General features: G+C 60.6%; 21 protein-coding genes. 13 read left to right on the top strand and 8 right to left on the bottom strand.

Features of this window, described 5'->3' with window-relative positions; translation table 11 throughout:
- The first annotated feature begins 101 nt into the window (after positions 1–101).
- The gene (locus JG739_RS01045; RefSeq protein WP_202364863.1) at positions 102–587 is read left to right on the top strand and encodes a hypothetical protein; all 486 of its coding nucleotides are present in this window, start codon (positions 102–104) and stop codon (positions 585–587) included.
- A 29-nt stretch (positions 588–616) separates the two neighbouring features.
- Here JG739_RS01045 and JG739_RS01040 read toward each other — a convergent pair whose 3' ends face one another.
- Positions 617–1,648 (bottom strand): hydroxyacid dehydrogenase, encoded by a 1,032-nt coding sequence (locus JG739_RS01040; RefSeq protein WP_202364862.1) that lies wholly within the window; start codon positions 1,646–1,648, stop codon positions 617–619.
- Positions 1,649–1,910: 262 nt separating this feature from the next.
- On the opposite strand from JG739_RS01040, the gene JG739_RS01035 reads away from it, so the two are divergent.
- Positions 1,911–3,347: an aldehyde dehydrogenase family protein gene (locus tag JG739_RS01035; protein WP_202367289.1), complete on the top strand. Its 1,437-nt coding sequence runs from the start codon at positions 1,911–1,913 to the stop codon at positions 3,345–3,347.
- A 100-nt stretch (positions 3,348–3,447) separates the two neighbouring features.
- Here JG739_RS01035 and JG739_RS01030 read toward each other — a convergent pair whose 3' ends face one another.
- Both JG739_RS01030 and JG739_RS01025 read right to left on the bottom strand, forming a co-directional pair.
- Entirely contained in the window at positions 3,448–4,788 is a 1,341-nt protein-coding gene (locus tag JG739_RS01030; RefSeq protein WP_202364861.1) for a glucoamylase family protein, read from the bottom strand.
- Between the two features lie 51 nt (positions 4,789–4,839).
- Entirely contained in the window at positions 4,840–5,592 is a 753-nt protein-coding gene (locus tag JG739_RS01025) for an SDR family NAD(P)-dependent oxidoreductase (protein WP_202364860.1), read from the bottom strand.
- 407 nt (positions 5,593–5,999) lie between these two features.
- Here JG739_RS01025 and JG739_RS01020 point away from each other — a divergent pair, with 407 nt between their 5' ends.
- Positions 6,000–7,262, top strand: coding sequence for an O-antigen ligase family protein (locus JG739_RS01020; protein ID WP_202367288.1), 1,263 nt, complete (start codon positions 6,000–6,002; stop codon positions 7,260–7,262).
- A 121-nt stretch (positions 7,263–7,383) separates the two neighbouring features.
- Here JG739_RS01020 and JG739_RS01015 read toward each other — a convergent pair whose 3' ends face one another.
- The 3 genes from JG739_RS01015 to JG739_RS01005 form a co-directional block, all read right to left on the bottom strand.
- The gene (locus JG739_RS01015; RefSeq protein ID WP_202364859.1) at positions 7,384–8,142 is read right to left on the bottom strand and encodes a class I SAM-dependent methyltransferase; all 759 of its coding nucleotides are present in this window, start codon (positions 8,140–8,142) and stop codon (positions 7,384–7,386) included.
- Between the two features lie 203 nt (positions 8,143–8,345).
- Positions 8,346–9,551 (bottom strand): polysaccharide biosynthesis/export family protein, encoded by a 1,206-nt coding sequence (locus JG739_RS01010; protein WP_202364858.1) that lies wholly within the window; start codon positions 9,549–9,551, stop codon positions 8,346–8,348.
- 170 nt (positions 9,552–9,721) lie between these two features.
- Complete coding sequence (locus JG739_RS01005) at positions 9,722–10,396, bottom strand: sugar transferase (RefSeq protein WP_202364857.1); 675 nt, start codon at positions 10,394–10,396, stop codon at positions 9,722–9,724.
- 573 nt (positions 10,397–10,969) lie between these two features.
- On the opposite strand from JG739_RS01005, the gene JG739_RS01000 reads away from it, so the two are divergent.
- The 9 genes from JG739_RS01000 to JG739_RS00960 all read left to right on the top strand — a co-directional run bounded on the left by JG739_RS01000 (position 10,970) and on the right by JG739_RS00960 (position 20,569).
- Positions 10,970–11,272 carry an exopolysaccharide production repressor exox gene (locus JG739_RS01000; protein ID WP_370463391.1) on the top strand — a complete coding sequence of 101 codons (303 nt, stop codon included), beginning with the start codon at positions 10,970–10,972 and terminating at the stop codon, positions 11,270–11,272.
- A gap of 427 nt (positions 11,273–11,699) precedes the next feature.
- The gene (locus JG739_RS00995) at positions 11,700–12,713 is read left to right on the top strand and encodes a glycosyltransferase family 2 protein (protein WP_202364856.1); all 1,014 of its coding nucleotides are present in this window, start codon (positions 11,700–11,702) and stop codon (positions 12,711–12,713) included.
- A 251-nt stretch (positions 12,714–12,964) separates the two neighbouring features.
- Positions 12,965–13,363, top strand: coding sequence for a hypothetical protein (locus JG739_RS00990; protein ID WP_202364855.1), 399 nt, complete (start codon positions 12,965–12,967; stop codon positions 13,361–13,363).
- A 146-nt stretch (positions 13,364–13,509) separates the two neighbouring features.
- Positions 13,510–14,391 carry an endo-1,3-1,4-beta-glycanase ExoK gene (gene exoK, locus JG739_RS00985; RefSeq protein WP_202364854.1) on the top strand — a complete coding sequence of 294 codons (882 nt, stop codon included), beginning with the start codon at positions 13,510–13,512 and terminating at the stop codon, positions 14,389–14,391.
- A 49-nt stretch (positions 14,392–14,440) separates the two neighbouring features.
- Positions 14,441–15,772 (top strand): UDP-glucose dehydrogenase family protein, encoded by a 1,332-nt coding sequence (locus JG739_RS00980; RefSeq protein WP_202364853.1) that lies wholly within the window; start codon positions 14,441–14,443, stop codon positions 15,770–15,772.
- A gap of 91 nt (positions 15,773–15,863) precedes the next feature.
- The gene (locus tag JG739_RS00975) at positions 15,864–17,324 is read left to right on the top strand and encodes a GMC oxidoreductase (RefSeq protein ID WP_202364852.1); all 1,461 of its coding nucleotides are present in this window, start codon (positions 15,864–15,866) and stop codon (positions 17,322–17,324) included.
- Entirely contained in the window at positions 17,321–17,770 is a 450-nt protein-coding gene (locus JG739_RS00970; RefSeq protein ID WP_202364851.1) for a hypothetical protein, read from the top strand. Before JG739_RS00975 ends, JG739_RS00970 begins: the two co-directional genes overlap by 4 nt.
- An 80-nt stretch (positions 17,771–17,850) precedes the next feature.
- The gene (locus JG739_RS00965) at positions 17,851–18,930 is read left to right on the top strand and encodes a glycosyltransferase (RefSeq protein ID WP_202364850.1); all 1,080 of its coding nucleotides are present in this window, start codon (positions 17,851–17,853) and stop codon (positions 18,928–18,930) included.
- Positions 18,931–19,213: 283 nt separating this feature from the next.
- Positions 19,214–20,569 (top strand): IS5 family transposase, encoded by a 1,356-nt coding sequence (locus tag JG739_RS00960; protein ID WP_199202942.1) that lies wholly within the window; start codon positions 19,214–19,216, stop codon positions 20,567–20,569.
- A gap of 100 nt (positions 20,570–20,669) precedes the next feature.
- Here the strand turns inward: JG739_RS00960 and JG739_RS00955 are convergent, their stop codons facing one another.
- Both JG739_RS00955 and JG739_RS00950 read right to left on the bottom strand, forming a co-directional pair.
- Positions 20,670–21,692 (bottom strand): phosphoribosyltransferase family protein, encoded by a 1,023-nt coding sequence (locus JG739_RS00955; RefSeq protein ID WP_202364849.1) that lies wholly within the window; start codon positions 21,690–21,692, stop codon positions 20,670–20,672.
- 38 nt (positions 21,693–21,730) lie between these two features.
- Positions 21,731–23,227, bottom strand: coding sequence for a lipopolysaccharide biosynthesis protein (locus JG739_RS00950; RefSeq protein ID WP_202364848.1), 1,497 nt, complete (start codon positions 23,225–23,227; stop codon positions 21,731–21,733).
- Positions 23,228–23,418: 191 nt separating this feature from the next.
- Between JG739_RS00950 and JG739_RS00945 the strand changes: the two genes are divergently transcribed.
- Positions 23,419–24,585, top strand: coding sequence for a glycosyltransferase (locus tag JG739_RS00945; RefSeq protein ID WP_202364847.1), 1,167 nt, complete (start codon positions 23,419–23,421; stop codon positions 24,583–24,585).
- The last annotated feature ends 18 nt before the right edge of the window (positions 24,586–24,603 follow it).

Genomic DNA, 24,603 nt, shown 5'->3' with positions numbered 1-24,603 from the left:
TGCGACGCGCTTTGGGTCACGCCGGGCCTCGGCGCTTACCAGCAATTTACAATCCCTGGGCTACCAACGTCCTTATTCGATTCGTTCCGAGCAGGACCCTTATGAGCAAAGCCCTTACTTCATTCGCATTGGTGGCCATATTGACGGCCTTGCTGATGGCTCTCAGCCTGGCGGTGGCCAGGCATGGCTATCCCTTTGGTGCGATCGGCGCAGAACGCCTGGACGACGTCGCCGATGCCGGGACGTTCATCCCGCTCGCGGCCGTGTACTTCTTCAGCGCGCTGCTGATGATGATCCTGCCGATCAGGGTCGCCGGCATCGTCCTGACACATGCTGCGGATGCGATCTTCTGGACAGTCATCGTGTTGTTCGCGGCCATCGTTGGCGGCCTCGCCGCCAGATGGGCTTTCGATCGAAGCAATGTCCTGCCGGCACTGCTGAATTGGCGGTTCCTGTTTGTCGTAGCCGTCGTCGGCTGCCATCTCGTCATGAACGAGTTGCGTCGCAATATCCTGCTGAGAAGCCTGTTCTTTGTCGTCTTCGCCGCAGCGACGCTCGCCTGCCTGTTCTGGTCGTTCACCATCTGAGAAACGTCGCAGCCGCTGCACCTGACGGCTCAGTTCTTGTCGACCGGCTTCGAGCGCATGCGCGAAACGGTCTCGCGTTCGGCGCGCTTCGAACGCATTGGCGGCAGGCCGCGGTCGATCAGGTCCATGTCTTCCAGCACCATGTCGCCCATGCGCTTGAAAGCGATGTCGAGCGCGCCGGCCCGGTGGGCGGAGCGCAGGAAGCCGGGCAGCGTGCGGACAGGATGGTCCTGCGCCAGCGGCTCTTGCGGGAACACATCGCTGGCGGCGACGATGTGGCCGCTGCGAACTGCATCCATCAGCGCCGGAAAATCGACCACGCCGGCGCGGCTGAGCAGGATGAAGGCGGCTCCTTTGCGCATCCTGGCATAGGCCTCGGCGCCGAGAAAACCCTGGTTTTCGCTGGTCACCGAAGCGACGACGAAGACGAAATCGCTGCTCGACAAAACCGTGTCGAGGGAAGCCGGCTCGACGCCGTTCTCGATCAGGATCGATGGCGGCAGCCACGGATCGAAGACCTTGGTCCGCGTGCGAAAGCCCGACAGCAGCCGGTTGAGCGCACGGCCGAGATCGCCGAAGCCGATGATCCCGACATCGGCGCCGGAGAGAAGCCGCGCCGCCTGGTTGCCCTCGCCACCCCACAGCTCCTTGCCCTGACGAAACGCAAGATCGGCGTCGACGATGTCGCGAGCGAGGTTGAGCGCCATAGCAAGACCGAGCTCGGCCACCGGCTCGGCAAACACCATGCCCGTGGTGACGACATGGATGCCGCGCGAAAACAGCGTTTCATACGGCATGTTGTTGATGAGGTTGCTCTCGACATTGAAGACACAGCGCAGCGCCGTCATCCTTTCCAGCGTCTCCGGCGCGATCGGCGGCTGCCCTACGATGTAGCGCGTCTCGGCGAGCACATCGTGTGGCAGGCCCGCGACGCCTTCTGGCGACGTTTCGACGATACGGTATCTGGCGCGGAATCTCGCCAGTGCCTCGGGCGTGAAAATCAGGTCGAGCGTGCGTGGCTCGGGCGCGCTGATCACCAGCGGCAACGCGCGGTCGGACATGGCAGCTTCCTCCTGGCGCGATCCGCGTCGCACCGCACTAGAATCATGGTTTACCACCTCGACACCCAAGCAGGCTTGCACGGCCTCGCCTGCTGGGTTTTTGTTTGTCGCAGGTTTTTATCGGAAAACCATCGAACACTTTTCCGAAACCTGCTTAGCACATGCCTGTCGAGGAGCAGAACTTTGCCGCCGGCGGCCTTGCGGTGTAGCGGCCAGTGGTCCAGATAGACGGCAATCGAAGGACAAGGAAGACAGCGACATGATCCCGTTTCGAAAGAACCTCATCGATGGCGAGTGGGTGGGCGATGCCGGCTCCCGCAACATCAACCCTTCCAATCTCGACGACGTGGTCGGCGAATATGCGTCGGGCGACGCCGAGCAGGCGCGGCAAGCCATCGCGGCGGCGAAAGCGGCATTTCCGGCGTGGTCCCGATCGGGCTTGCTTGCACGCCATGCGGTGCTGAGGAAGGCGTCGGACGAGATCTCCGCGCGGAAAGATGAAATCGGCCGGGCGTTGGCGCGCGAGGAGGGCAAGACGCTGGTCGAGGGTATTGGCGAAACCGTGCGGGCCGCCCAGATCTTCGATTTCTTTGCTGGTGAGACGCTGCGCCTGTCGGGCGAGCTGGTTCCAAGCGTGCGGCCCGGCGTCGGTGTCGAGATCACACGCGAAGCGGTCGGCGTCGTCGGCATCATCACACCCTGGAATTTCCCGATCGCCATCCCGGCGTGGAAGATCGCTCCTGCCCTGGCCTACGGCAACACCATCGTCTTCAAGCCGGCCGAGCTGGTTCCGGAGTGCGCCTGGACCATTGTCGACATATTGCACCGTGCCGGCCTGCCTAAGGGTGTGCTCAATCTCGTCATGGGCAAGGGTTCGGTAGTCGGTCAGGCCATGCTCGACAGCCCTGACCTCAATGCCATCACCTTCACCGGCTCGGTCGGCACTGGCAAGCGCGTGGCTGCCGCCAGCGTCGAGCACATGCGCAAGTACCAGCTCGAGATGGGCGGCAAGAACCCGCTGGTCGTGCTCGACGATGCAGATCTAGCCGTCGCCGTCGACTGCGCGATCAATGGCGCATACTTCTCGACCGGCCAGCGCTGTACGGCGTCGTCCCGCCTTGTCGTGACCGACGGCATCCATGACCGCTTCGTCGATGCGATGAAAGATCGCCTCGCCAAGCTGGTCGTCGGCGACGCCCTCGATGCGAAAACCCAGATCGGACCCGTCGTCGACCAGAGCCAGCTGAAGCAGGACGAAGACTATATCGCCATCGGTCGCCAGGAAGGCGCCGATCTCGCCTTCGGCGGCGAGCGGCTCGATCGCGAAACCCGCGGCTTCTACCTGCAACCGGCGCTGTTCACGCAAGCCACCAACGCCATGCGCATTTCACGCGAGGAGATTTTTGGGCCGGTCGCCAACGTCATCCGCGTCAAGGACTATGACGAGGCGCTGGCGGTAGCCAACGACACGCCGTTCGGACTGACGTCGGGCATCTGCACCTCGAGCCTCAAGCACGCCACGCATTTCAAGCGCAACTCGGAGGCCGGCATGGTGATGGTCAATCTGCCGACGGCGGGCGTCGACTTCCACGTGCCTTTCGGCGGACGCAAGGGATCGAGCTATGGCCCGCGCGAGCAAGGCCGCTACGCAGCGGAATTCTACACTACGGTGAAGACCGCCTACACGTTCGCCGGCTAAGTAACTCAGGCCAGGCGAAATCGAACGGCCTTCCCAGCAATCACGAGTTGCTGGGAAGGGCGAACGTCTTCGTGCCCGAGACGACAGCGACAGCTGTCATTCAGCAGCCCTCCTCGCGAAGAGGGCTCGCCGGCTGCGACAGCCAGCCGCCGCTGAACCCGGCCTTGCACAGGCCGCGACGGATATGCGGGCTCGACCGCATTAGGTCCCAGATCAGGCGCGAGCGGTGGTTTTCGATCATCAGCACGACGATGCCCTGGTCCAGTCCATAATGCGCATCCGATATCCAGCCGTTCGGCCCGAACTTCCGCCGGTTCGCCAGCGTCGGGTTGAAGCCGCTCGGCATCCTGAAACCGTCGACCACCTCAGGGTGGCGTTCTCTGAGGTGGCGCAGCGCCGGCAGGCAGATTTCAGGCGCGAACGGCAGCGATGCGAGATACGACCACGGCGCGATCGTTCCGTCATCTGGGCCGAACGGTGCGCCGCGCGCCGCATAGCCGGAAAATTTGCGCGGCCGCCGCTCGATCCGCGCGCGGAATTTGCCGGGTCCGTCACCCGCCGAAAGTCCCCAAAGTGCTTCGCCGTAGCCGTCATAGCCAGAGGGATTGTGCCGCGCATAGTCCCGGTGAAGGTAGGTCGCGCGGCGGCTGTTTTCGAAATAGTCCGAGTTCTTCTCCCGCATGAACGCATCCCGGATGCCGTCGAAGTCGATCCAGGCATGCGAGAATTGGTGCATGAACAGCGGGCCGCCATAGAGCACGTCGTAGCCGTAGATGTTTTCCCACCGATATGTCGCCGTCCAGCCGGCATAGCTGTCGTCCGAGGCTGGCTTGTCGGGGGCGGCCATTGCCAGGACGTAAAGGATCGCCGCTTCGTTGTAGCCTTCCCAACCATAACGCAGAAAGCCGCTCTTCGGCTTCCAGCCCTGTCGCAAGGTCGGTCTGCTGCCTTGCATCCATCGCCAGTCGACGCGCCGGTAAAGCATTTCCGCCAAGTCGCGGATTTCGGTTTCGTCCTCAGTGTCGCCGGTGAAATAGGCGCCAGCCGCGAGCACCCCGGCCATCAGCAGCGCCGTGTCAACCACCGACAACTCGCATCGCCAGGCGCGCAGGCCGGTCCGCATGTCGAGGAAATGGTAGTAAAAGCCGTTGTGGCCGGTGACGTCGTCGCCATTGCCTTGCCGGCTGTTCCAGAAGAAGCGCAGTGCGGCAAGCGTCAGCTTCACGGCTGCGTCGCGCGTCACCCAGCCGCGCTCGACCCCGACCGGATAGCAGGACAGGGCGAAGCCGACGACCGCGATGCTTGCCGGCCAATTTGGCCGCGACGTGTCGGCGACCAGCCCGTTTTCCGGATTCACGGTTTCCAGAAAATAGCCGAAGGCGGCGCGCTGGAAGCGGTCGAGCAGTTCTTCGTCGGACAGTGGAGGTTCGACCCTAAGCAAACGACGGGAGCTCCAGTCTGGCGGCCCTGGCGGTAAATTGCCCGACTTGCTTCAATAGGTCGCCCGGCCGCCGGAAACGTCGAAGACTGCGGCCGTCGTGAAGGAGCATTCCTCGGAAGCGATCCACGAGATCAGCGCCGCCACCTCCTCGACCTCGCCGAACCGCGCCATTGGTATCTTCGACAGCATGAAATCGATATGCTGCTGGCTCATCTGCTGGAAGATCGCGGTGCGCACCGCCGCCGGGGTGACGCAGTTCACCGTCACCTTGGTCTTGGCCAGTTCCTTGCCCAGCGACTTGGTCAGGCCGATCACCGCCGCCTTGGAGGTGCTGTAGGCCGAGGCATTCGGGTTTCCCTCCTTGCCGGCGATCGAAGCGATGTTGACGATCCTGCCGTAATTGCGCTCGAGCATGTGCGGAACCAGCGCCTTGTTGCAGTAGAAGACGCCGTTGATGTTGATGTCGATGACCCGGTGCCAATCCTCCACCGAATAATCCCAGGTCGTCATGTTCGGTCCGGTGACGGCCGCGCTGGTGACCAGGATATCGACCGCGCCAAGGGTTTTGATCGTCTGCCGGGCGGCCTGTGCGACCGCTACGGGATCGGCGACGTCGACGGTCACGCCGTGCAAGTCGGCGATGACAGCCTTGGCCTGCTCGATCTGGGTCGAGTCGCGATCCCAGACGCAAACGCGCCCGCCCTCTTCAACGATTCTTTGCGCGACGGCCAGGCCGATGCCTGAGGCACCACCGGTGATCACGGCCGACCGCCCGGCAAACCGTCCCGCAAAACGCATCGTCATGTGCTCGTCCTCCCAATCGGCGGCGAATGTGAAGTCTATGGCGGACAAGTTCAAGCGGGGGACTGGAGCCTCGGACAGCTTCGTGGTGGGCCAGCAGCAGGCGGTTAGGCCCTCTTGGCTACGATCTGTCCATTCGATGATGGGCCGCCGGAGATTGGCGAAAGCCCGGGATGATGGTCGATCTCCCCGCGAGAGTTCGCGAGGGCGGCCGCGACGCTTGATCCTTGCCGCACACGAGCCCTCGTGTCTTTATCGCTCTCCTCAGGCCGCCCAAGGCTGTTTTTGCCTCATTTGGGTGACAGGCTGCGGGGGATGGGTTATATTGCACTGCACAATGAGAGCATTCGCGCATGGCGGCGCGGCAGCGAATCGGCATTGAACTGCGTGGACGGGAATTCGCTACCGAGATGAAGATCCCAAAATCTCTGTTGGTCGACCCGGAGAAGAGCACGGTCTACGGCAGCTTTGCAGTTGCCATCTCCGTTTGGGCGTTCTCCTATTCCTCGGTTTTCGGCCCGATCCTGATCCTGGCCTATTATGCGGTCTGGCTTCCCTTGATCCTGGTAGACTACCGGCGGCTGTTGCGACATGCCTCCAGCGCGTGGCTGCCGCTGGCGTTTGCATTCTATGTCTGCCTATCGGTGTTCTGGTCGGATGCCCCCGGCATCACGTTGAGGACGGCAATCCAGTATTGCTCCCATATTGCCTGCGCCTACATCGCCGCGCGCACCGTCAGCGTCCGGACGTTGACGATTGGCTCGCTGATCGGGATTTTTGTCGTCCTGCTTTATTCGCTCAAGGTCGGGGGTTATTCCTATGATATGCTCGACGGCACGTACAATTTCGTCGGCGCATTCAGCTCCAAGAACCAGATCGGCTTTGTCGCCTCCCTTGGCATTTATTTTTGCATCGTCTTCCTGGTCTTTCTCAGGCGCGGCCGGATAAGCTTTATCCTGACGGCGCCCATCTTGGTCCTATCGGCCTATCTTCTGATGATGGCGCATTCGGCCACCTCGACGGCTTCGATACCGGCAGTTCTCGCTCTGGTGGCTCTGCTTGCCATGGCCAAGAAGCTTCCACTCCGCTACCGACGGGTGATTTTCGTGGTTGGCGCAGGCGGGCTGGTCGTGGTCACCGCGGTTGCCTTTGCAGGACTTCTGGATTTCGTCCTTGGCACCTTCGGAAAGGATTCCACGCTCACTGGACGGACTTATCTCTGGGAGCAGGGCTGGGAAGCGGCGCAGCAGGCGCCGATCCTCGGCGTCGGCTACGCGGCCTATTGGGTGCAGGGGTTCGCCGAGGCCGAGCGGCTTTGGAACGAATTCTACATCACCACCCGAAGCGGTTTCCACTTCCACAACACCTATATCGAAGCCCTCGTCGAGCTAGGTTATGTCGGGGCGACGCTGATATCGCTGATCATCGTGCGCGCGCTATGGGGCCATATATCGGCCCTGATATTCAGGACATGGCAAGCCGAGTCGGTGATTCTTGGCGGCGTGATGGTGCTTCTGCTCATCCGGTCCTTCGTTGAGATCGACACCTTCAACCCCTACATCATGGGCTCCTTCCTCCTGTATTATAGCTACTTCAAGCTGGTCAGGGTGCATGTCGCCCGTCCCCGATGGACCGCGGCCGACTTCGCGGAACCAGAAACTGCGGGGCGCTAAGCAAAGGGCTAAAATATTACCTTGATTTTTGGTGGCGCGCACAAAAACGCCGCCTGACAGCGCCAAGGCCAAGCAATCATTTCATCGCACAGGCAGCAGGCGAGCCTTTGCTGCCTATTGATCAGGCCCTAAGGGTCAGGAGCGCATACCATGCGAACCGCTTCACAAAGGGAAGCGTCAAAACCACTGAATCGACAGCTTTGCCAACTGTGTAGACGGTCTCCGAGATGGTTCGCGGCATCAGCGCGCTTCCTACGGAGCACAGGCCGAAATAGTCCACCTGGACATTGCTGAAATAGCGGCGGGCCAAAGCGAAGTCCGAAACTAGCAAGGGATGTTCATCAGCGGCGCGGATGAGGGGTGTCCGCTTTCTGTAGGCATTCAGGAGCGGATTGTGTCCCATCGGCTCGTAGAAGGACGCCACGCCGTTCGGCTTCAGGACACGGACGACGTCGGAAAAACATCGGTCCAGGTCCAGATGGTGGATGATCCCGCGTCCATACACCAGGTCGAACTTGTTGTCCTCGAACGACATGGCTTCCGCATTCATCGCCAGGAATGTCGCGTTCGTGCTTCCAAGCGCGCTCGCGCGTTCGTTCGCCTTGTTTACTGCTACATCCGAAATGTCGATCCCCGTCAGAGATCGGCAATGATCGGGCAGGTGCAAGGAATGCAGGGACCACCCGCCATCGGAGCAGCCGTACTCGAGCACGTCTGCGTTTTTCGAAAGCCGTTTTATCTGTTCGTCTTGACGTTCAGCGCCGTGACGAATTGTTCGATACCACTTGTCCAGGCTTCCCCTTGGATCCTCCTCCTGACTAAATCTGAGATTGTGAAATTCTCTTTCACGACTGACGATTTCGTCCCTTTCACTGTGCACGACGACGTCCTCCTCGGATTTAACTAGCAACTAAAGCACAACATCTCCTTGCGCTGTAATTACTCACGTCCCGAGTTGGCGGTAGGCTGGCCTGTCGGGCAGCGAGCACAGTGTCGACGAGTTCAAGGTCGAACTCGTCCGGGTGGAACTCTTTGCCGATCGAATCTGTTCGGCGTGATCGGATCGGCCGATCGCTCGAAGGCCTATTGGCTAGCCATCGGTGCCAGCTTTACCTTGATCACGTCCCCGGGCAGTACGGGCGTGTCTTCGCTGGCAGCGATTTCGCTGGTCTTGCCGTCGACCATCCGGACCAGGCCAAACGTCATTGTTGGTTCTTCGCCGTCGCGATAGCGTTGTAGCGCCGGGTTCCCCGACATGGCTTCGGCCATCAGGCCGGTGTGCATGTTCATCTTGAGCATTGTTTCGGCCAGATCGGCTTCTGCCTGTTGCCGGCCGGTGGCGAGGTCGGCATTCTGGGTGTTCTCCAGGTCGATGGCGTCCTGGTTGGCCTTGCTGATCGACTGCTTGGCGGTGAGGATAGCCGTTTCGTAATCCAGGATCTGTCCTTCCAGATCGGCGATCGTTTGCTGCGAATTCAGAACCCGAGTGTTGACCACAAGGCCCTTTTGCGCCAGCGAACCGATGCCGCTGAGCTGTTCCTTTGCCAGGTCGACCTGCCGCTGCTGGTTGACGATCTTTTTCTGCAGCGAATCGATCTCGCTCTGCAGCAACTTCTTCAAATCGTCGAGCGCCTGAAGGCGCAGTTTGAGATTCTTTTGATCGGCCGTCAGGATCGCCATCTCGTCGGCAACGATGCTTGCCAGCTTCGGATCATCGGCCACCTCCTTCGGCACGTCGAATGTCGGCTTGTCGGCGATCTGCGCTTCGATGCGCGCGCGCCGAACGATCAGGCGGACCCGTTGGTCCTGGAGAACGTCAAACTCGCCCTTGGCATTGATCATGTCGCGGGCGTACCGCTGTCCATCGGCCCGCCGGACGCCGCCGGCGATGCTCATCGCCCGCAGGACGGTCAGGTCCGGCACGTAGGGGTACTGGCCAGGCGTCTGGACCTCCCCGGAAATGTAGAACGGCCTGTACTGCGCCATTTCGACGGAGGCTTCCGGCCGGTCCGCCAGAGCGAGCTTGCGCTGGAGCGCCTGGCTGATCGCTGCCGCGATCTCGGATGTGGTCTTGCCGGATGCCGGCATTTCTCCGACGAACGGCACCGACAACGTTCCAGACGGGCCAACCGTGTATTCTCCGTTGACGGCCGTCCAGTCGCGGAACGTGCCTTCAACGGTCTGCCATTCGGCCACGCGGATGGTCAGCTTGTCCTGCGATCCAAGCCGGTACTCGTCGGCCGCGGCGAGTTGGGGAACGGCGAGCGCCAGCGCGAGGCAAGTGGTCATAAGCCGCATCCGTCGCATGCGGTTGCTAACCGTGCCGGCCCAGGAGATTTCGAAGATGTCTGTTTTCAACTGTACGTTTTCCGATTCGCTTTAGCCCGGTCCGATGAAGCTTGCTGCAGAATGCCTGGCGTCGGGACAGTCACTGCTGCGCATAACCGGCTCCCGGCCGGTCAATAGCAGCCCCGCGACATCCAGACGGCAGGCACGGTCTTGATGATGATGCGAATGTCCTCGAACAGCGACCAGTTCTCGACATAGTGGCGATCGAATGCGACGCGGCTGTCATAGGAAACGTCATTGCGGCCGCTGACCTGCCAGAGTCCGGTCAGGCCAGGGCGCGATTTCAGGTAATAGACGGCCGAACTGCCATAGATTTCGAGTTCGTCGCGCACCACCGGGCGAGGACCGACAAGGCTCATGTCACCCTGAAGGATGTTGATGATCTGCGGCAGTTCATCAAGGCTGAGCTTCCTCAGCACGGCCCCGACACGCGTGACGCGTGGATCGTTCTTGAGCTTGCGGGTAGCTATCCATTCGGCCTTGGCGTCCGGGTTGGCGGCAAGGTATGCCGCCAGCACCTGTTCGCCATTCTGTACCATAGTGCGAAACTTGAGGCACGGGAAAATCCGTCCTCCCCGCCCGATCCGGCTGTGACCGTAGAAAATCGGCCCGCCGTCGGAAAACTTGACAAGCAGCGCGACCATCACAAACAGCGGACTGAGAGCAACCAGGCCAATCAGTGAACCGGCGATATCGAAGCTGCGTTTAAGCAGGCCGCCGATTGGTGGAAAGTCGATACCGGCGTGCGGAAAATCCGCGTCGGCCGGCTTGGCTACGTCCCTCATGCGTAAACTCCATACGTTGAACGGATGGTTTGCCGCACGATATCAAAAAAATGCTGCATCGCAACACACAATTCCTTGAGCGCCTGAAATAATCACGTCATGCATTGATTAAATAATAAACCGATCCTGCGCAAATTTTGGCCTTTTATGGCGCATTCGTGACAAATTATGGGCAACCTTGAAAAATGTAGTGCCATTTTGAGGCTGATTTTGGGCGTATCGCTCTTTGTGCCGCGTGGTTGAGAAATATCGTGCTGCAGCGTTGTAAAATGTAGAGCGCGCTTGAAGTAAAATACTGGTTAATATTTTGGCTCTTACTGAAGTGAGTCCATACCGGGTGATTGGTTGTGATGCGGAAATGTGCAACGCAACATGGCAGAGTCGATCCCCCGAACTTAGCCAAAATAATTTGCAGTTGGCCTTGCCCGCTATTGCACACCTTAATAGAGTTGCAAATTGTTTCTGTCAGAGTATGGACAGCGTGGGAAGGCCGGAAGCAACCGGCCAAGAAGCGGGTAGCCTCAACAAGCTCGCATGGCGAAGGGAGGCTCGGGGTGAATCATTCATCGATTCTTGCCTGAGCAGGTTGACGGGCTGTCGGGTATGTCGCTACCAAAATTCATTGTTGGCATGATTTTCGCGGTGGCGATCGTGGTCGCCTGGTCTTATCTCGACGGCGCTTCGCTAGGCACAACGCTTTTTCGCGCTATAGCCTGCGCCATTGTCATTCAACTGGGCTACTTCCTGCTCGTCTTCGCCATGGTTGCCAGTAATACCCCGACGTCGGCCGACAAGATTCGCGAAGCCGAACGAAAGCTGAGTTCGACCGAAGCGGCCGCTGGCGAGAAGTTCAGCGCCAGGAGAAGCCTCCACTGACCTGACGGCGGCTGGCGTTCGGACGGGTCCCTGGCGGACTGCCCGCCCGACAGCATCCTGGGCAACTGACTTGCGGATTTCCCCTTCAGCCTCGGATCCTCTGACTCAGCCACCACTGCCTAAACTCTGTCGATCGACCTGGTGATCAGCGATTCGAATGCGCTGACGCCCCATCCAGAATGCGCAGGGACGGTGTGCGAAGCGGCCCGCCTATCCGCTGGCATTTCACCGCCCATCGATCTGCGCCATGACGACACCGAAAGGAAAGACTGGACGCAGCGGATGATTTTAACGATGCTTTGCTTCGCAATTGCAGCATAAACGCCGGCTGATGTTTTCGTACAGCCGGGCAGTCAGTGAGACGAGAGCTGCATTGGACATCAAAGGGGGAAATTCGGAGCTACCTGTGCAGTCGAGAGGCGAATTGATGACAGAACCGGAAGTCTGCGTGATCATCGCCGCCCGCAACGCGGCGCGGACAATTGCGGTTGCCATCGCATCGGCCTTGCGCGAGCCGGAGGTGGCCGAAGTCGTCGTCGTTGATGACGCCTCCACTGACGATACCGCGAAAGTCGCTCGGGCGGCCGACGATGGCAGCGGCAGGCTTTCCGTCATCCGGCTCGACGTCAACGGCGGTCCTTCCTTCGCCCGCAACGTCGCGATCGCCAGCTCCAAATCGCCGTTCATCAGCATTCTGGACGCCGACGATTTTTTTCTCGTGGGCAGATTTCGCGAGTTGTTCGCCAACGCTGATTGGGATTTCGCTGCCGACAACATCATGATGATCAGGGACGATGCGGCGACCGACGTTTCAAAAATCACCGCTCCGCGGTTTTCGGCCGACCCGGAATTTCTCGATTTCGAGCGCTTCATCGAAGGCAACATTTCCAGTCGTCGTGTGCAGAGAGGGGAGTTGGGTTTCCTCAAGCCGGTGATTAGCCGCGCTTTTCTGGACCGGCATGGGCTGCGCTATGACGAAAACCTGCGGCTGGGCGAAGACTATGAACTTTACGCGCGCGCGGTTGCCTGCGGGGCGCGTTTCAAGGTCATCAGGTCCTGCGGTTACGGCGCAATCGTTCGCGCGGATTCGCTGAGCGGCCAGCACAAGACGCAGGATCTCAAGCGTCTGGCCGACGCCGATCTGGCGCTGCTGGCGATCGACAGTCTGCCGGAAGGCTCCAAGGCCGTGCTCAGAAAGCACGAACGGCAGGTGCGCGACAAATATCGGTTGCGAAACTTCCTCGACCTGAAGAACGAGAAAGGGCTGACAGCGGCTGCGGCCTACGCCCTGGCCAGCCAATCCAATCTCATCCCCATCGTTCGCGGCGTGGCCGCCGACAAGCTGGATGCGCTGTTTCGCCGCGCCGGCTTTGGCTCGAATCAGCCTGTGCCGCCGCGGCGCTTTCTCATGGCCGCAACCAGCCCGGTCGGCGAGGCTTGAGCTGGTCCGCCGGCGCCATGCCGATCATGTCAACAGGTCCTTAACCTGCCTCAAAGCGATGCGAATTTCCGATTCGCCGCACTAGATGGTTGCCTACTCGCTTCGGGAATGGCATGTATGTTGCGGTGCAGCAATTTTCATTGCTGTTTGAATCGGCCGAAAATGTCCGCCTGTCAGAGGAGCTGGACGATGCGACAAGAACTTTTTTGGCCCGTTCGGGCTTAGGCCGGCTATGACAGGAAACTGAGCGCATGGCCCCGATATTTGGCTTCAGATCAAGGGATCCGGCTCGAGACAGGCAGACCGATGTCTCGCGCCTTGACCGCCTGGCAAAGCTGCTTGACCAGATCGCAGCCGAGATCGAGGCGGAGAAAAACGGGCTTGAGAATCGCTACCGGACAAAGGCCACCAACGCAGCCTTCCTGGTCGAGGCGATGGAAAATGGCGCGGCCTCCTCCAGCAGATCCTCCGAGGTCAGCGAACTGACCAAGTCGATCCTGAATTACGAGCGGCGCATCGCGGCGCTCGCGCGCCAGAACGAATTGATGAAGGGTCTGCGGCATTCGCTGGATGCTATCTTCGACGAAGGCGCCCATCGTAGCTCGCCCACCAAGGCTGATTTCGCCAATCCGGCCGCCGGCGCGGGGTGAAATTTCAAAGATCTTGGGTGGCGCCACTGGCAACAACCAGGCCACCGGGGAAGCTACCGGCAGAAGGTCAAAGATCAGCTCGTTTCGTCATGGTTTTGAACATCGACTTTGGGTTGGGGGGGCGCACAGCACAAGGTGAGTTTGGTATGAACGCGGATTCGAAAAGCACGTCCACCCCAGCAACCGGCGACCGGCCGTTCACGCACTTGATGAGGCAAGGGAAACTGCGGCAGCTATGTTCGGGCGGCGCGTTTGTGCTGGTCGCACTCGGCAGCCTGCTTGCGGGCCCGACCCCTTCCCGTTCGCAGGACATCCCGACTGCGCCATCGTTCGTCGATGATTTCACCAGCTTCGACCGGGCGCGTTGGTACATTGCCGACGGCTGGGCGAACGGCAAGTATCAGAACTGCATCTGGTCCAAAAAACAGGTCAAGCTTTCCAATGGCATGCTGACGCTCGGTTTCGAAAAGCAGAAGGTGAAGGATCGCGACTTTGCCTGCGGCGAGATCCAATCCAAGCAGCGCTTCGGCTATGGCACCTATGAGGCGCGGATGAAAACCGATTCGGGCTCTGGCATCAACGCCTCCTTCTTCACCTACATCGGCCCCCGAGATAAGCAGCCGTGGGATGAAATCGACTTCGAGGTGCTGACCAAGGACACCTCCAAAGTGCAGGTCAACGCCTACATATCTGGCAAGGGCAATAATGAGAAAGTGGTGGATGTTGCTGGCGGCACCGACAAGGCTTTCAACGATTACGCCTTCGTCTGGGAGAAGGACCGGCTGCGCTGGTACGTCAATGGCGATCTGGTGAACACGATCACCGATCCGGCAAAGCTGCCCAGCCATGCGCAAAAGATATTTTTTAGCCTTTGGGGCAGCGACACGATGAGAGAATGGCTGGGGCCGTTTTCGGATCCGGGTCGCAAGCTTACCTTGCAAGTGGATCGCGTCGCATTCACGGCGCTCGGCCAGCCATGCCAGTTTCCGGAATCGCTGGCATGCAGCATTAAGCAAAGACCAATCTGAACCGGCCGGGCCGAAAGCGCTCCGAAGCCTTGAACAGGAATGAAATCACATGAATTTGACGGTCTTTGGAATCGGCTATGTCGGTCTGGTGCAGGCGGCGGTGCTTGCCGAAGTCGGCCATCAGGTAGTATGCGTCGACATCGACGCGAAAAAGGTGGAGCGGCTCAATCAGGGCCTCATCCCGATTTTCGAGCCCGGGCTCGAAAACCTAGTCAAGGAGAACCATGCGGCCGGCCGCATCAAGTTCACCACCGACGCCGCGGCCGCCGTCAAGCATGGCCAGATCCAGATGATCGCAGTCGGCACCCCTCCGGGCGAGGATGGTTCGGCCGACCTCAAATATGTGCTGGCCGTTGCCGAGGCCATCGGCCGGGAGATGGCCGGGCCCAAGATCGTCGTCGGCAAGTCGACCGTGCCGGTCGGCACCTGCGAAAAGATAAAGGCCAGGATCGCTGCGACGCTGAAGGCGCGGGGCCGCGAGGATCTTACTTTCGACGTCGCCTCCAATCCGGAATTCCTCAAGGAAGGCTCCGCGGTGGCCGACTGCATGAAGCCCGACCGCATTATCGTCGGCACCGGCAGCGAGGACACCGAGGCGGTGATGCGTGAGCTTTACGCTCCATTCAACCGCAACCACGAGAAGATGATCGTGATGGATGTGCGCAGCGCCGAGTTCACCAAATACGCGGCCAATTGCATGCTGGCGACCAAGATCAGCTTCATGAACGAAATGGCCAATTTGGCCGAGGAACTCGGCGCCGACATCGAGGAGGTCCGCAAGGGCATCGGCAGCGATCCGCGCATCGGCTACCACTTCATCTATCCGGGCCTCGGTTATGGCGGCTCGTGCTTCCCCAAGGATGTGCGCGCCCTGATCAAGACCGCCGAAGGCGTCAAATTCGACGCCAAGCTGCTGCGCGCCGTCGAGGAACGCAACAACGAACAGAAATCGGTCCTGTTCGATAAGGTGAACCGCTATTTCAAGGGGAATCTGAAGGGCAAGACTTTTGCGCTGTGGGGCCTGGCCTTCAAGCCCAATACCGACGATATGCGCGAGGCGCCGGCTCGGGTTCTCATGGAAGCGCTCTGGAAGGCCGGCGCCAAAGTGCAGGCTTACGATCCTGAGGCGATGCAGGAATGCCAGGCCATCTACGGACTGCGCGAGGATCTGCTCTTGTGCGGGACCAAGGAGGCGGCACTGCGTGGCGCCGATGCGCTCATGATCGCCACCGACTGGAAGACCTTCCAGGCGCCGTCGTTCGACGCGATCAAGGATGCGCTGTCCACGCCGATCATCTTCGACGGCCGAAACCTCTACGATCCCAAGATCATCACTCGCTACGGCATCGAATACCACTCGATCGGCAGGATGGCGGCGTGAGACCATGCGGTACAGGCCGGCCGGCTAGGACATCAAGGATGGTCGCGAAGGCTTCCATGAACGCGCCCGTGTCAACAAGGGGTCTTCTCTGATGGTGCTGGGCATCAGGCCGGAACAGATCGCCAACGAGCATTTCGATCTTGTCGCCGTCGGTTCCGGTTTCGGCTCGGCCTTCTTCCTGCATGCGTTCGCCAAGCAGAGAAAGGCACGCATTCTGGTTCTGGAATGGGGCCGGCACAACACGCATGATTGGCAGCTCGAGCAGAACGTCAACACCGACATCGAGGACGAGACCACCTACAAGACCAACTCAGACAAGCCGTGGAACTATACCATCGGATTGGGTGGCGGAACGAACTGCTGGTTCGCGCAGACGCCGCGCTTTCATCCGAACGACTTCAGGCTGAAAAGCCTCTACGGCGTCGGTAACGATTGGCCGATCAGCTATGACGAGCTCGAGCCGTTCTACTGCGATGCAGAGGATGTCATGTCGATTTCAGGCGACCCCGACATGGCGGCGATGATGCCGCGTTCCAGGCCATTTCCCCAGCCACCGCATCACATGTCGACGCCGGACCGGATGATGAAAGCGGCGCAGCCGGACCAGCATTTTGTCATGCCGACAGCCCGGGCGCGCGTGCCGACCGCGCAGCGGTCTTCGTGCTGCGCCAATTTGCGATGCGGATTATGCCCGGTCGATGCCAAATTCACCGCCAACAATGGCCTGATGCACGTCTTCGAGCATCCTGACGTTTCGGTCTGCCTTGGCGCTGAAGTGCGCCGGCTCGACCATGTCGGCGGTTCGGTCCGTTCGGTCGCATTCGTGCATGAGGGCAAGGAATATTCGGTCAGCGGCGATCTTTTCATTCTGGGTGCCAATGCCATCCAGAGCCCGGCGATCATGTTGCGGTCCGGCCTGTCGGGCGAATTCGTCGGGCGCGGCCTGCACGAATCCTACGGATGGAATTTCGAAGCCTATCTCGACGGTGTCGACAATTTCGACGGAAGCACCATCACCACCGGCTTGAATTTCGGCCTTTATGACGGCGCTCACAGATCAGACCATGCGGCGGCGCTGGTCTATTTCGAAAACCGCTGGCAGCACGGGATGCGCCCCGAAAAGGGACGTGTCCGTCAGACGCTTCCCCTCATCATTGTTACCGAAGACCTGCTCGACCCGGAAAATCTCGTGATTCTCGACGAGGATGAAAACGCCTTCGTCAGTTTCGCGGGAGCATCCGACTATGCCGTCAAGGGCATGGCGCAGGCAAAGCAGAAATTGGCAGCGCTTCTGGCGCCGCTGCCGGTCGAAGAGATCTTCGATCGCGGCATCCGGCGCACCGAGTCGCATGTCCAGGGGACGTTGCGGATGGGCTCGAGCCCGGCGGATTCGGTCGTTGATCGCGACATGATCCACCATCAGCTCAGGAACCTGGTTATCGTCGGCTCGAGCACATATCCAAGCTGTTCCTGCGCCAACCCGAGCCTGACGGCGGCGGCCCTCTCCCTGCGGGCGGCGAGCCGGATAGCAGGAAAGGAAATGGCCGGATGATCAAGGTTTCGCGACGCGCGGCACTAGCCATCATGGCTGGCGGAGTTGCTTCGACCGGCATCGCCTACGCCACAGTTTCCTCGCTTTCGGACGAGGACCTGGTGCGTGTCACGCTCGAAAGATATTTCGGCAGGCTGAACATGCGCATCGAGCATTTGCAGCAGTTCGTCCTGGAATTCCAGAAGCGGAACCCCTGGATATTTCCAAACACAAAGCTGGGCGATGCTGTCACTCTGCTTGAGGCGCTGAAATTGGGCGCCGCCCGCCGGTTGTTGCCCGAACAGAAAAAACAGGATCTGAGACATTTCGACCGCTGGGTCATTGCCGAGTTCCATATGCTGACCGACTACGCCCGGCGCAGTTCGCCAGCCGACCCGGTCCGGTTCACCGGATGGCAGCCATGCACCAATCCGTTCGCCAATTTAGAGACGCAGCAGGATGCGTGAAGCGGGTCGCAAGCCAGCATCCGTAAATAAGCCGTGCGTCATTGCCAGTAAACTTGAGAATGCGACAAGGAGCCGAAACCATGAAAGTGCTTTTTGCAGGCGGTAACGGTTACACGCCCCAGTTCAGCGGCGGTGTCCAGTCCAGCACCCATCATCTTGCCGAACAGCTGCTCGAGCGCGGGCATGAGGCTTCGGTGCTCGCCGCCCTGTTCGGCCAGGGCGTCTTCGGTTACAAGGCGCGCGCCAAGATGAAGCTTTTGAGGCAGCGCGCTGTCATCGACAGCTTTCCGGGCTATCCGGTCGTGCGCGCCTGGTTTCCCTGGGAGGCGGCGGGTTTTGCCGTCGAAAAGCTGAGGCCGGATGTCGCCGTGGTCCAGTGCCACAAGTCGGTCCCGATCGGCAAGGCGCTGCAGGCCGAAGGCGTGCCGCTGGTCGTCTATCTCAGGAATGTCGAGTTCCACGAATTGGGCGGCGATCTGCGCGAGCTGCATTCGGCGCTCTACATCGCCAATTCCGAGTTCACGGCGCGCACCTACAAGGCAAAATTCGATATCGATTCGACGGTTATACCGCCGACCATCAATCCCGCGCTCTACCGCACGCCGACGACAGGCGAGTTTGTCACGCTGATCAACCCCTATGAGGAAAAAGGTTTCGAGCTTGCGGTGCGCATCGCCGCCGCCTGCTCTGAAATCCCATTCCTGTTCGTCGAAAGCTGGAAGCTTGATGATGATCATCGGGCCCGGATCGAGCAGACGATCGCGCCGCTCGGCAACGTCACGCTGGAGAGCCGGACCAACGACATGAAAACGGTCTACGGCCGCACGAAAATCTTGCTGGCTCCCAGCAAATGGGAAGAGGCTTGGGGCCGGGTGGCATCGGAAGCCCATTGCAGCGGCATTCCAGTCGTCGGCTCGCGTCGTGGCGGCCTGCCCGAAGCGATCGGCTCCGGTGGCGTGGTGCTGGATTACGATGCGCCACTCGCCGACTGGGTGGCGGTGGTCAGGCGACTATGGACCGACAGCCAGGAATATGGGCGGCTTTCAGCGGCGGCGCGAGCATTCTCCGAGCGCCCGGAACTCGATCCGGCGGGTCAGTTCGCGACCTTCTTCTCGATGCTGGAGAGGGCGACACGGCAGCCTTCGCGGCAAGCCGCCTAAACGCATGTCGCCCAAAAGCATGCCCTCGGGCCTGACCCGAGGGTGCGCAGCGGTTTTGCGACAACGACTGCATAAAACAAAACTTTAAAGCGCGCGTCGCGTGACGCGCTTTAAGTCGTCGTCCGTGAAAAACTCGGAATGCTTTGATTCCGTTTAACAATTTCCCCTGATTTCGGTTTTCAGATTGCCGAATTTCGTGGCTTTGGGCTGCGGTTTCCGGCAAATTGGATGCGCTTGTTCTGCGTGATTCGAGACGATGACGAAGCAGCGAGGGAAGCGAGCGATGCGACCGAAGGAACGGCGCGAGAGCGGCCAGACGGACCTGTTGCGATCCCGGCTCGACCACATTCTCAATATGGATCATGCGCTGGTGAAGCTGGCCAAGACGATCGACTGGCGTTTCCTCGAAGAACGGCTGGGCGAGGTCTATGACGACGATCCTGGCCGGCCGCCTTTGCCGACCCGGCTGATGGCGGGATTGGCCATCCTCAAGTCGATGCACAACCTGTCCGACGAAAGCCTGTGCGAACGCTGGCTGGAGAACCCCTACTACCAGCTGTTCTGCGGCGAGGAGTTCTTCCAGCACCGCTTGCCCTTCGACCGCACGTCATTGACGCGCTGGCGCCTGCGCATGGGCGAAGAACGGCTCACGGCTCTGCTCCAGGAGAGCCTTGCGGCGGCGACCAGGTTGGGGGCGGCCAAGCCGTCGGACTTCCGCGCGGTAATCGTCGACACTACCGTGCAGGAAAAGGCCATCACCTTCCCGACCGACGCCAAGCTGATGCATCGCGCCCGCGAGCGGCTGGTCAAGCTGGCCAGGAAGCATGGCATTGCCCTGCGCCAGTCCTATGCGCGGGTCGGCAAGATCGCGCTGATCAAGCATCAGCGCTATGCCCATGCCAAGCAATTCAAGCGGGCCAACCGGCAACTCAAGCGCCTGCGCACCATGCTGGGAGCGGTGATCCGCGACATCGTCCGCAAGCTCGCCATGCGGCCAGAGCTGATGCAGGTCTTTGCCCTGCCGCTGTCGCTGGCCCGGCGCGTCAGGGACCAGCGCCAGCGCGAGCGGGGCAAGAAGGTGTATTCCCTGCACGCTCCGGAGATCGAGTGCATTGGCAAGGGCAAGGCCCACAAGCCCTACGAGTTCGGCGTCAAGGTCTCCGTCGCCACCCCGCTGCAGCGCAGCCGCGGCGGCCAGTTCGTCGCCCATGTCAAGGCGCTGCCCGGCAATCCGTATGACGGCCACACGCTGGCGACCATCATCCCGGCGATCGAGGACACCATCGGCGTCAGCCTCGGCAAGATCGTCACCGATGCCGGCTACCGCGGCCACAACGCGCCGAAGGACAAGATGTTCAAGGTCCATGTCGCCGGCTACAAGCGCGGCCTCACCCAGGCCGTCAAACGGGCGCTGCGACGCCGGGCCGCCGTAGAACCCGTCATCGGCCATCTCAAGAACGACCACCGCATGGGCCGCAACTTCCTGGCCTTCTCCGAGGGCGATGCCAACAACGCTGTCCTTGCAGCCGTCGGCTATAACTTCAGCCTCCTGCTCAACTGGCTGAGGCTTTTGTGTGCCTTCTTCCTGGTACTGCTCACGTCCGCTGCAGTGCCACCAATCCGGCCGCGATCAGCCTGACGCCATATCAGCTCTGATATGGCGGGTGGGAATGCTCCCGCTTCGCCTCCGATCCCGAAATCAACCTTCTTCACAGACGACTAAGTCCCGAAGCCAGGGTTCAAGCCAGTCGTTTGACCCGGCTTTTCAGCGTCTCGTAACCGCGTTCGCCAAGCAGCGTGCGCGCGACGGTCTTGATTGCCGTCTTGCGCCCGTCAGGCGAACTGATCTGCCTTAACCTGCCCGGAAGGTTGCGCGCCGCCTGTCCAAGTGCCGGAAGTGACAGCGTGTCGGGATAAATCACCAGATGCGTTTCCACGCACAGCACCGGCTTGCCGGAAAGCTCGGCGATCTTAAGGGCCTGCTGGTGCTCGCTTTCGATGAACAGGATGGCACCGGATTTGCGGTAGAAATCGGCTTTGAAACTGCCATGCACGCCAAGCCGTTGCCGTTCTGCCTTGCTCGGCAGGTCAAGCATGATCAGCTGGTCGTATTCTATGCCGTGCTTTGCCAGCCATGCTTCGGTAAGCGAGCGGTATTTCTCGAGCCGGCTGGTGACGAGCCAGCCGATCTTGCGGGTCGGGCCAAACAGAGGCAGCGCTTCGCCCAGGAATTTCTCATAGGCGGGGCCGTCGTCGTTCTCTGCCTCGGTTGGGTCCAGGCAAAGCACGCCGTCAATGTCGACGCAGCATTGGGCGAGGAATTTGTGGTGCATGAAGTTCCACTGGAACATCCTTGGATGCGGCACCACCTCGAGGACGATGTCGGTTTCCTCGTGTTGGGGCAGCAGGCCGAACACCGCGGCAAAGGTGAAGTCCGCCTCGATGCCTGCGGCCTCTACCCGGCTGCGCGCCTCTCTCATGGCAGCGCCGCCGCTGACGCTGTCGTCAATCACCAGGACCTTGCGCATATCGGTCGCCTGGCGGTCGAGCGCGGCGCGGCGTTTGGTGACGCCCGAAGTATAGATCTTTCCGGCCAGGAAACTGTCCAGGTCGGTCATCGGAATGTTAGCCGTCAGGCTGAGCAGGGTGGCGGCGAGAATGCCGCTTCGCGGGACCCCGACCACCAGGTCGATGTCGCGCGGCAACCGGTGAAGGTTCCTGACAATCGCATCATTCATGTCGGAGATCGATCGGTAGTGCATGGGGTCAGACCTGGTCCTCGTATGGATGTCCGCGCAAGTTACTTCGCCTCGCTTGGTGCTGTCTTAGGCGCCCGTGCCGGCAGCAGTCTTAGGGCCTGCCGCAACGTCTCACGGCCGGAAGCAAACGCCAGCGCGGTCATGATCGTGATCATGTAGGACAGCACCACCGCGCTCGCCATCCCGACGATGTGCTGTTGCGGCAGCACCGGCTTGGCGAACCAGATCGCAGCAAGCGCCAGATGCGCGCCAAGCACGAAGGGCGTTGCCGCGCGAAGTATATGGCTTGCCCGCAGCGGCCCGGTCTTGCCGATATACAGCCACAGAAAAGGCGTTCTGAGATACTCGCTGACCGCATAGGCGATCGCCACGCCCAGCGCGCCATAGGGCAGGCCGACCAGGAAGGCCAGCACCGACGTCAAGGCTGTGATGATGCCCCAGCGCATGAAATCACCCGAGCGGCCCTGGCTGATGAAAAGCCATCCCGCCGGGTTGTTGAGCGGCTGCAGCAGCCCGGCAAAACCGAGCGCCAGGAAGATGCTGGAACTCTGCCGCCACTGCTCGCCGAGCACGAACGGTATCAGCACGTCGGCCATGGCGATGGCGAAGGCGACACCTGGAAGTGCGACCAGCAATATCAGCGGCATCACGCGAAGATAGGCGCTGCGGTAGCGATCCGGCTCGTCCTTCAGCCTGGAAAGAGCCGGCACCATGACCTTCGACAGCGGATTGGTGATCTGGCTCAACGGAAAAAGAAGCAGCTTGTAGGCACGGTCATAGAGTCCAAGCTGCGCTTCGCCCCAGTATTTTCCGATCAGCACATTGTCGAGGTTTCGGGCAAAGAAGTTGGCGAAGTTGAACCCGGTGATGCCGGCGCCGAAATTGATCAGCTCGCTAATGCCGTTGACCTTGCGCGGCAGGCTGGGGCGCCATCGTGAGTTTGCCCAGTAGCAAAGCGTGGGCAGTACGGCCGCTGTCAAGGTGCCGGCAAAAAGTGCCCAATAGGAACGGTCGATGAAGGTCCAGGCGATAGATACGGCAAGGCCGGCAATGGCACTTGCGACGTCGATGATGGCCAGGCGGGCAAACTGCATTCGGCGTGTCAGCAGCGCCAGATGCTGGGCGCCCAGCCCATAGGCTATGATCTGCAGCCCGAGTGCCGCCACCAGGCCTGACACCCGCGGTTCGCCGTAGAAGGCGGCGACCAGAGGCGCCGCGCCGGCAAGCACGCAGGCGAGCAATGCGCTAACCGCGACATTGACCCAGAAGAGGTAATTGACCTCCTCATGCTTGATTCCGCTTTTCTGAACCGTCGCCTGGGTCAGGCCGAAATCCTGGAACAGCGCGATGAAAGCCAGCACAGGCGCGCACATCGCCACGACGCCGAAATCCTGCGGCGAGAGCAGGCGCGACAGCACGATGACGGAGACAATCTGCGTCGCAACCCGCACCGATTGCGCCAAAGCCGTAATGATAGCGCCACGTCCGACCGATGTGCGGAGAGAGCCCTCTGGCGGGTCGAATGCATTGGCTTGCAAATTCAGGGTCCCTGATTCTCGTGCCGGTCCCGGAGTCCCGACCCATGCCCGATGCCACCATCAAACTACGGCAATAATATTGCAGCGCAACAAAAAACATTGATTTTTTGCTACGTTGCACCAAAAATGTTGCGATGCAGCACGAGCTGTACTAGGATTCTTTTGGGTGGGCCAACAGCGGTCGAGTTTTCATGCTGCATGTCTTGTACTTGGTGCACGACGTCTCCGACCCGGCCGTGCGCCGGCGGATTATAATGCTCAAGGCAGGCGGCGCCCAGGTCACACTGGCAGGCTTTCGCCGGTCAGCAAGCCCGATCGCCGAGGTCGAGGGCTTGCGTCCGATCGATCTTGGCGCAACGCGCGATGGGCGATTCGCCCAGCGGCTGGCAGCGGTTACCAAGGCGGCGGCCTCGATCGGGTCGAAACTCGGTTCGATGCCCAGACCCGACCTCATCGTCGCGCGCAATCTGGAAATGCTGGCGCTTGCCCGGCGTGCCAGATCGGCGTTCCAGGCAACGGTGCCGATCGTCTATGAGTGTCTCGACATCCATCGTCTGATGCTGCGCGACGATTTTCTGGGCAAGGCGATGCGCGGCGCGGAGCGCTATCTGGCCAGGGATGTGAAGCTGCTAGTCACCAGTTCGCCGGCCTTCATCGCCAACTATTTCAAGCCGTTCGGGCAGATTGCTGCGCCGGTCGAACTGCTCGAAAACAAATATTTCGAGCCTGCCGCGGTTTCGCTGAATGATTGCACGGCGGCGGAGCCCGTCACTTCACCTTGGCGGATCGGCTGGTTCGGCGCGCTCCGATGCCGCCGCTCCCTGGAGCTGCTGGCCGAATTTTCCCGACGACTCGAGGGCCGCTTCGAAATCATCCTGAGGGGCCGTCCGGCGCTTTCCGAATTTCCGGATTTCCACGGTTTCGTCGAATCTGAGCCCTGGCTCTCGTTTGGCGGGCCCTATCGGAATCCCGAAGATATGGCGACGATCTACCGTGAGGTTCATTTTTCGTGGGCGATCGATTTTTTCGAGCAAGGGCTGAATTCTGAATGGCTGCTGCCCAACCGCCTCTACGAGGGCTGCCGCTTCGGCGCCGTGCCGATTTCGATGGGCCACACCGAAACCGGCCGGTTCCTCGACCAGCACGGAATCGGTGTTCTCTTGCCGCAAGCGACTCCCGAGGCACTCGAGGCCGCCTTGGGCGAGTTGGACGAGCATCGTTTCGGGAAATTGCGGGCGCGTGTTCTTGCCCGCAATCCGCGAACTTGGAGCCACGATCGCGGCGATTGCCGGGCGCTCGTCGAGAAGCTTCGCGGGTCGACGGTCGCGCCCGGCTCATATGCCGAGGCACTGGCTTAGGATGGCTAGCGAAGGACA

This window comes from Mesorhizobium sp. L-2-11, assembly GCF_016756595.1.
In the GTDB taxonomy this organism is placed as follows: domain Bacteria; phylum Pseudomonadota; class Alphaproteobacteria; order Rhizobiales; family Rhizobiaceae; genus Mesorhizobium.
Note: the sequence above shows the minus strand (reverse complement) of the source record. Positions and strands in the feature narration are given on the sequence as shown.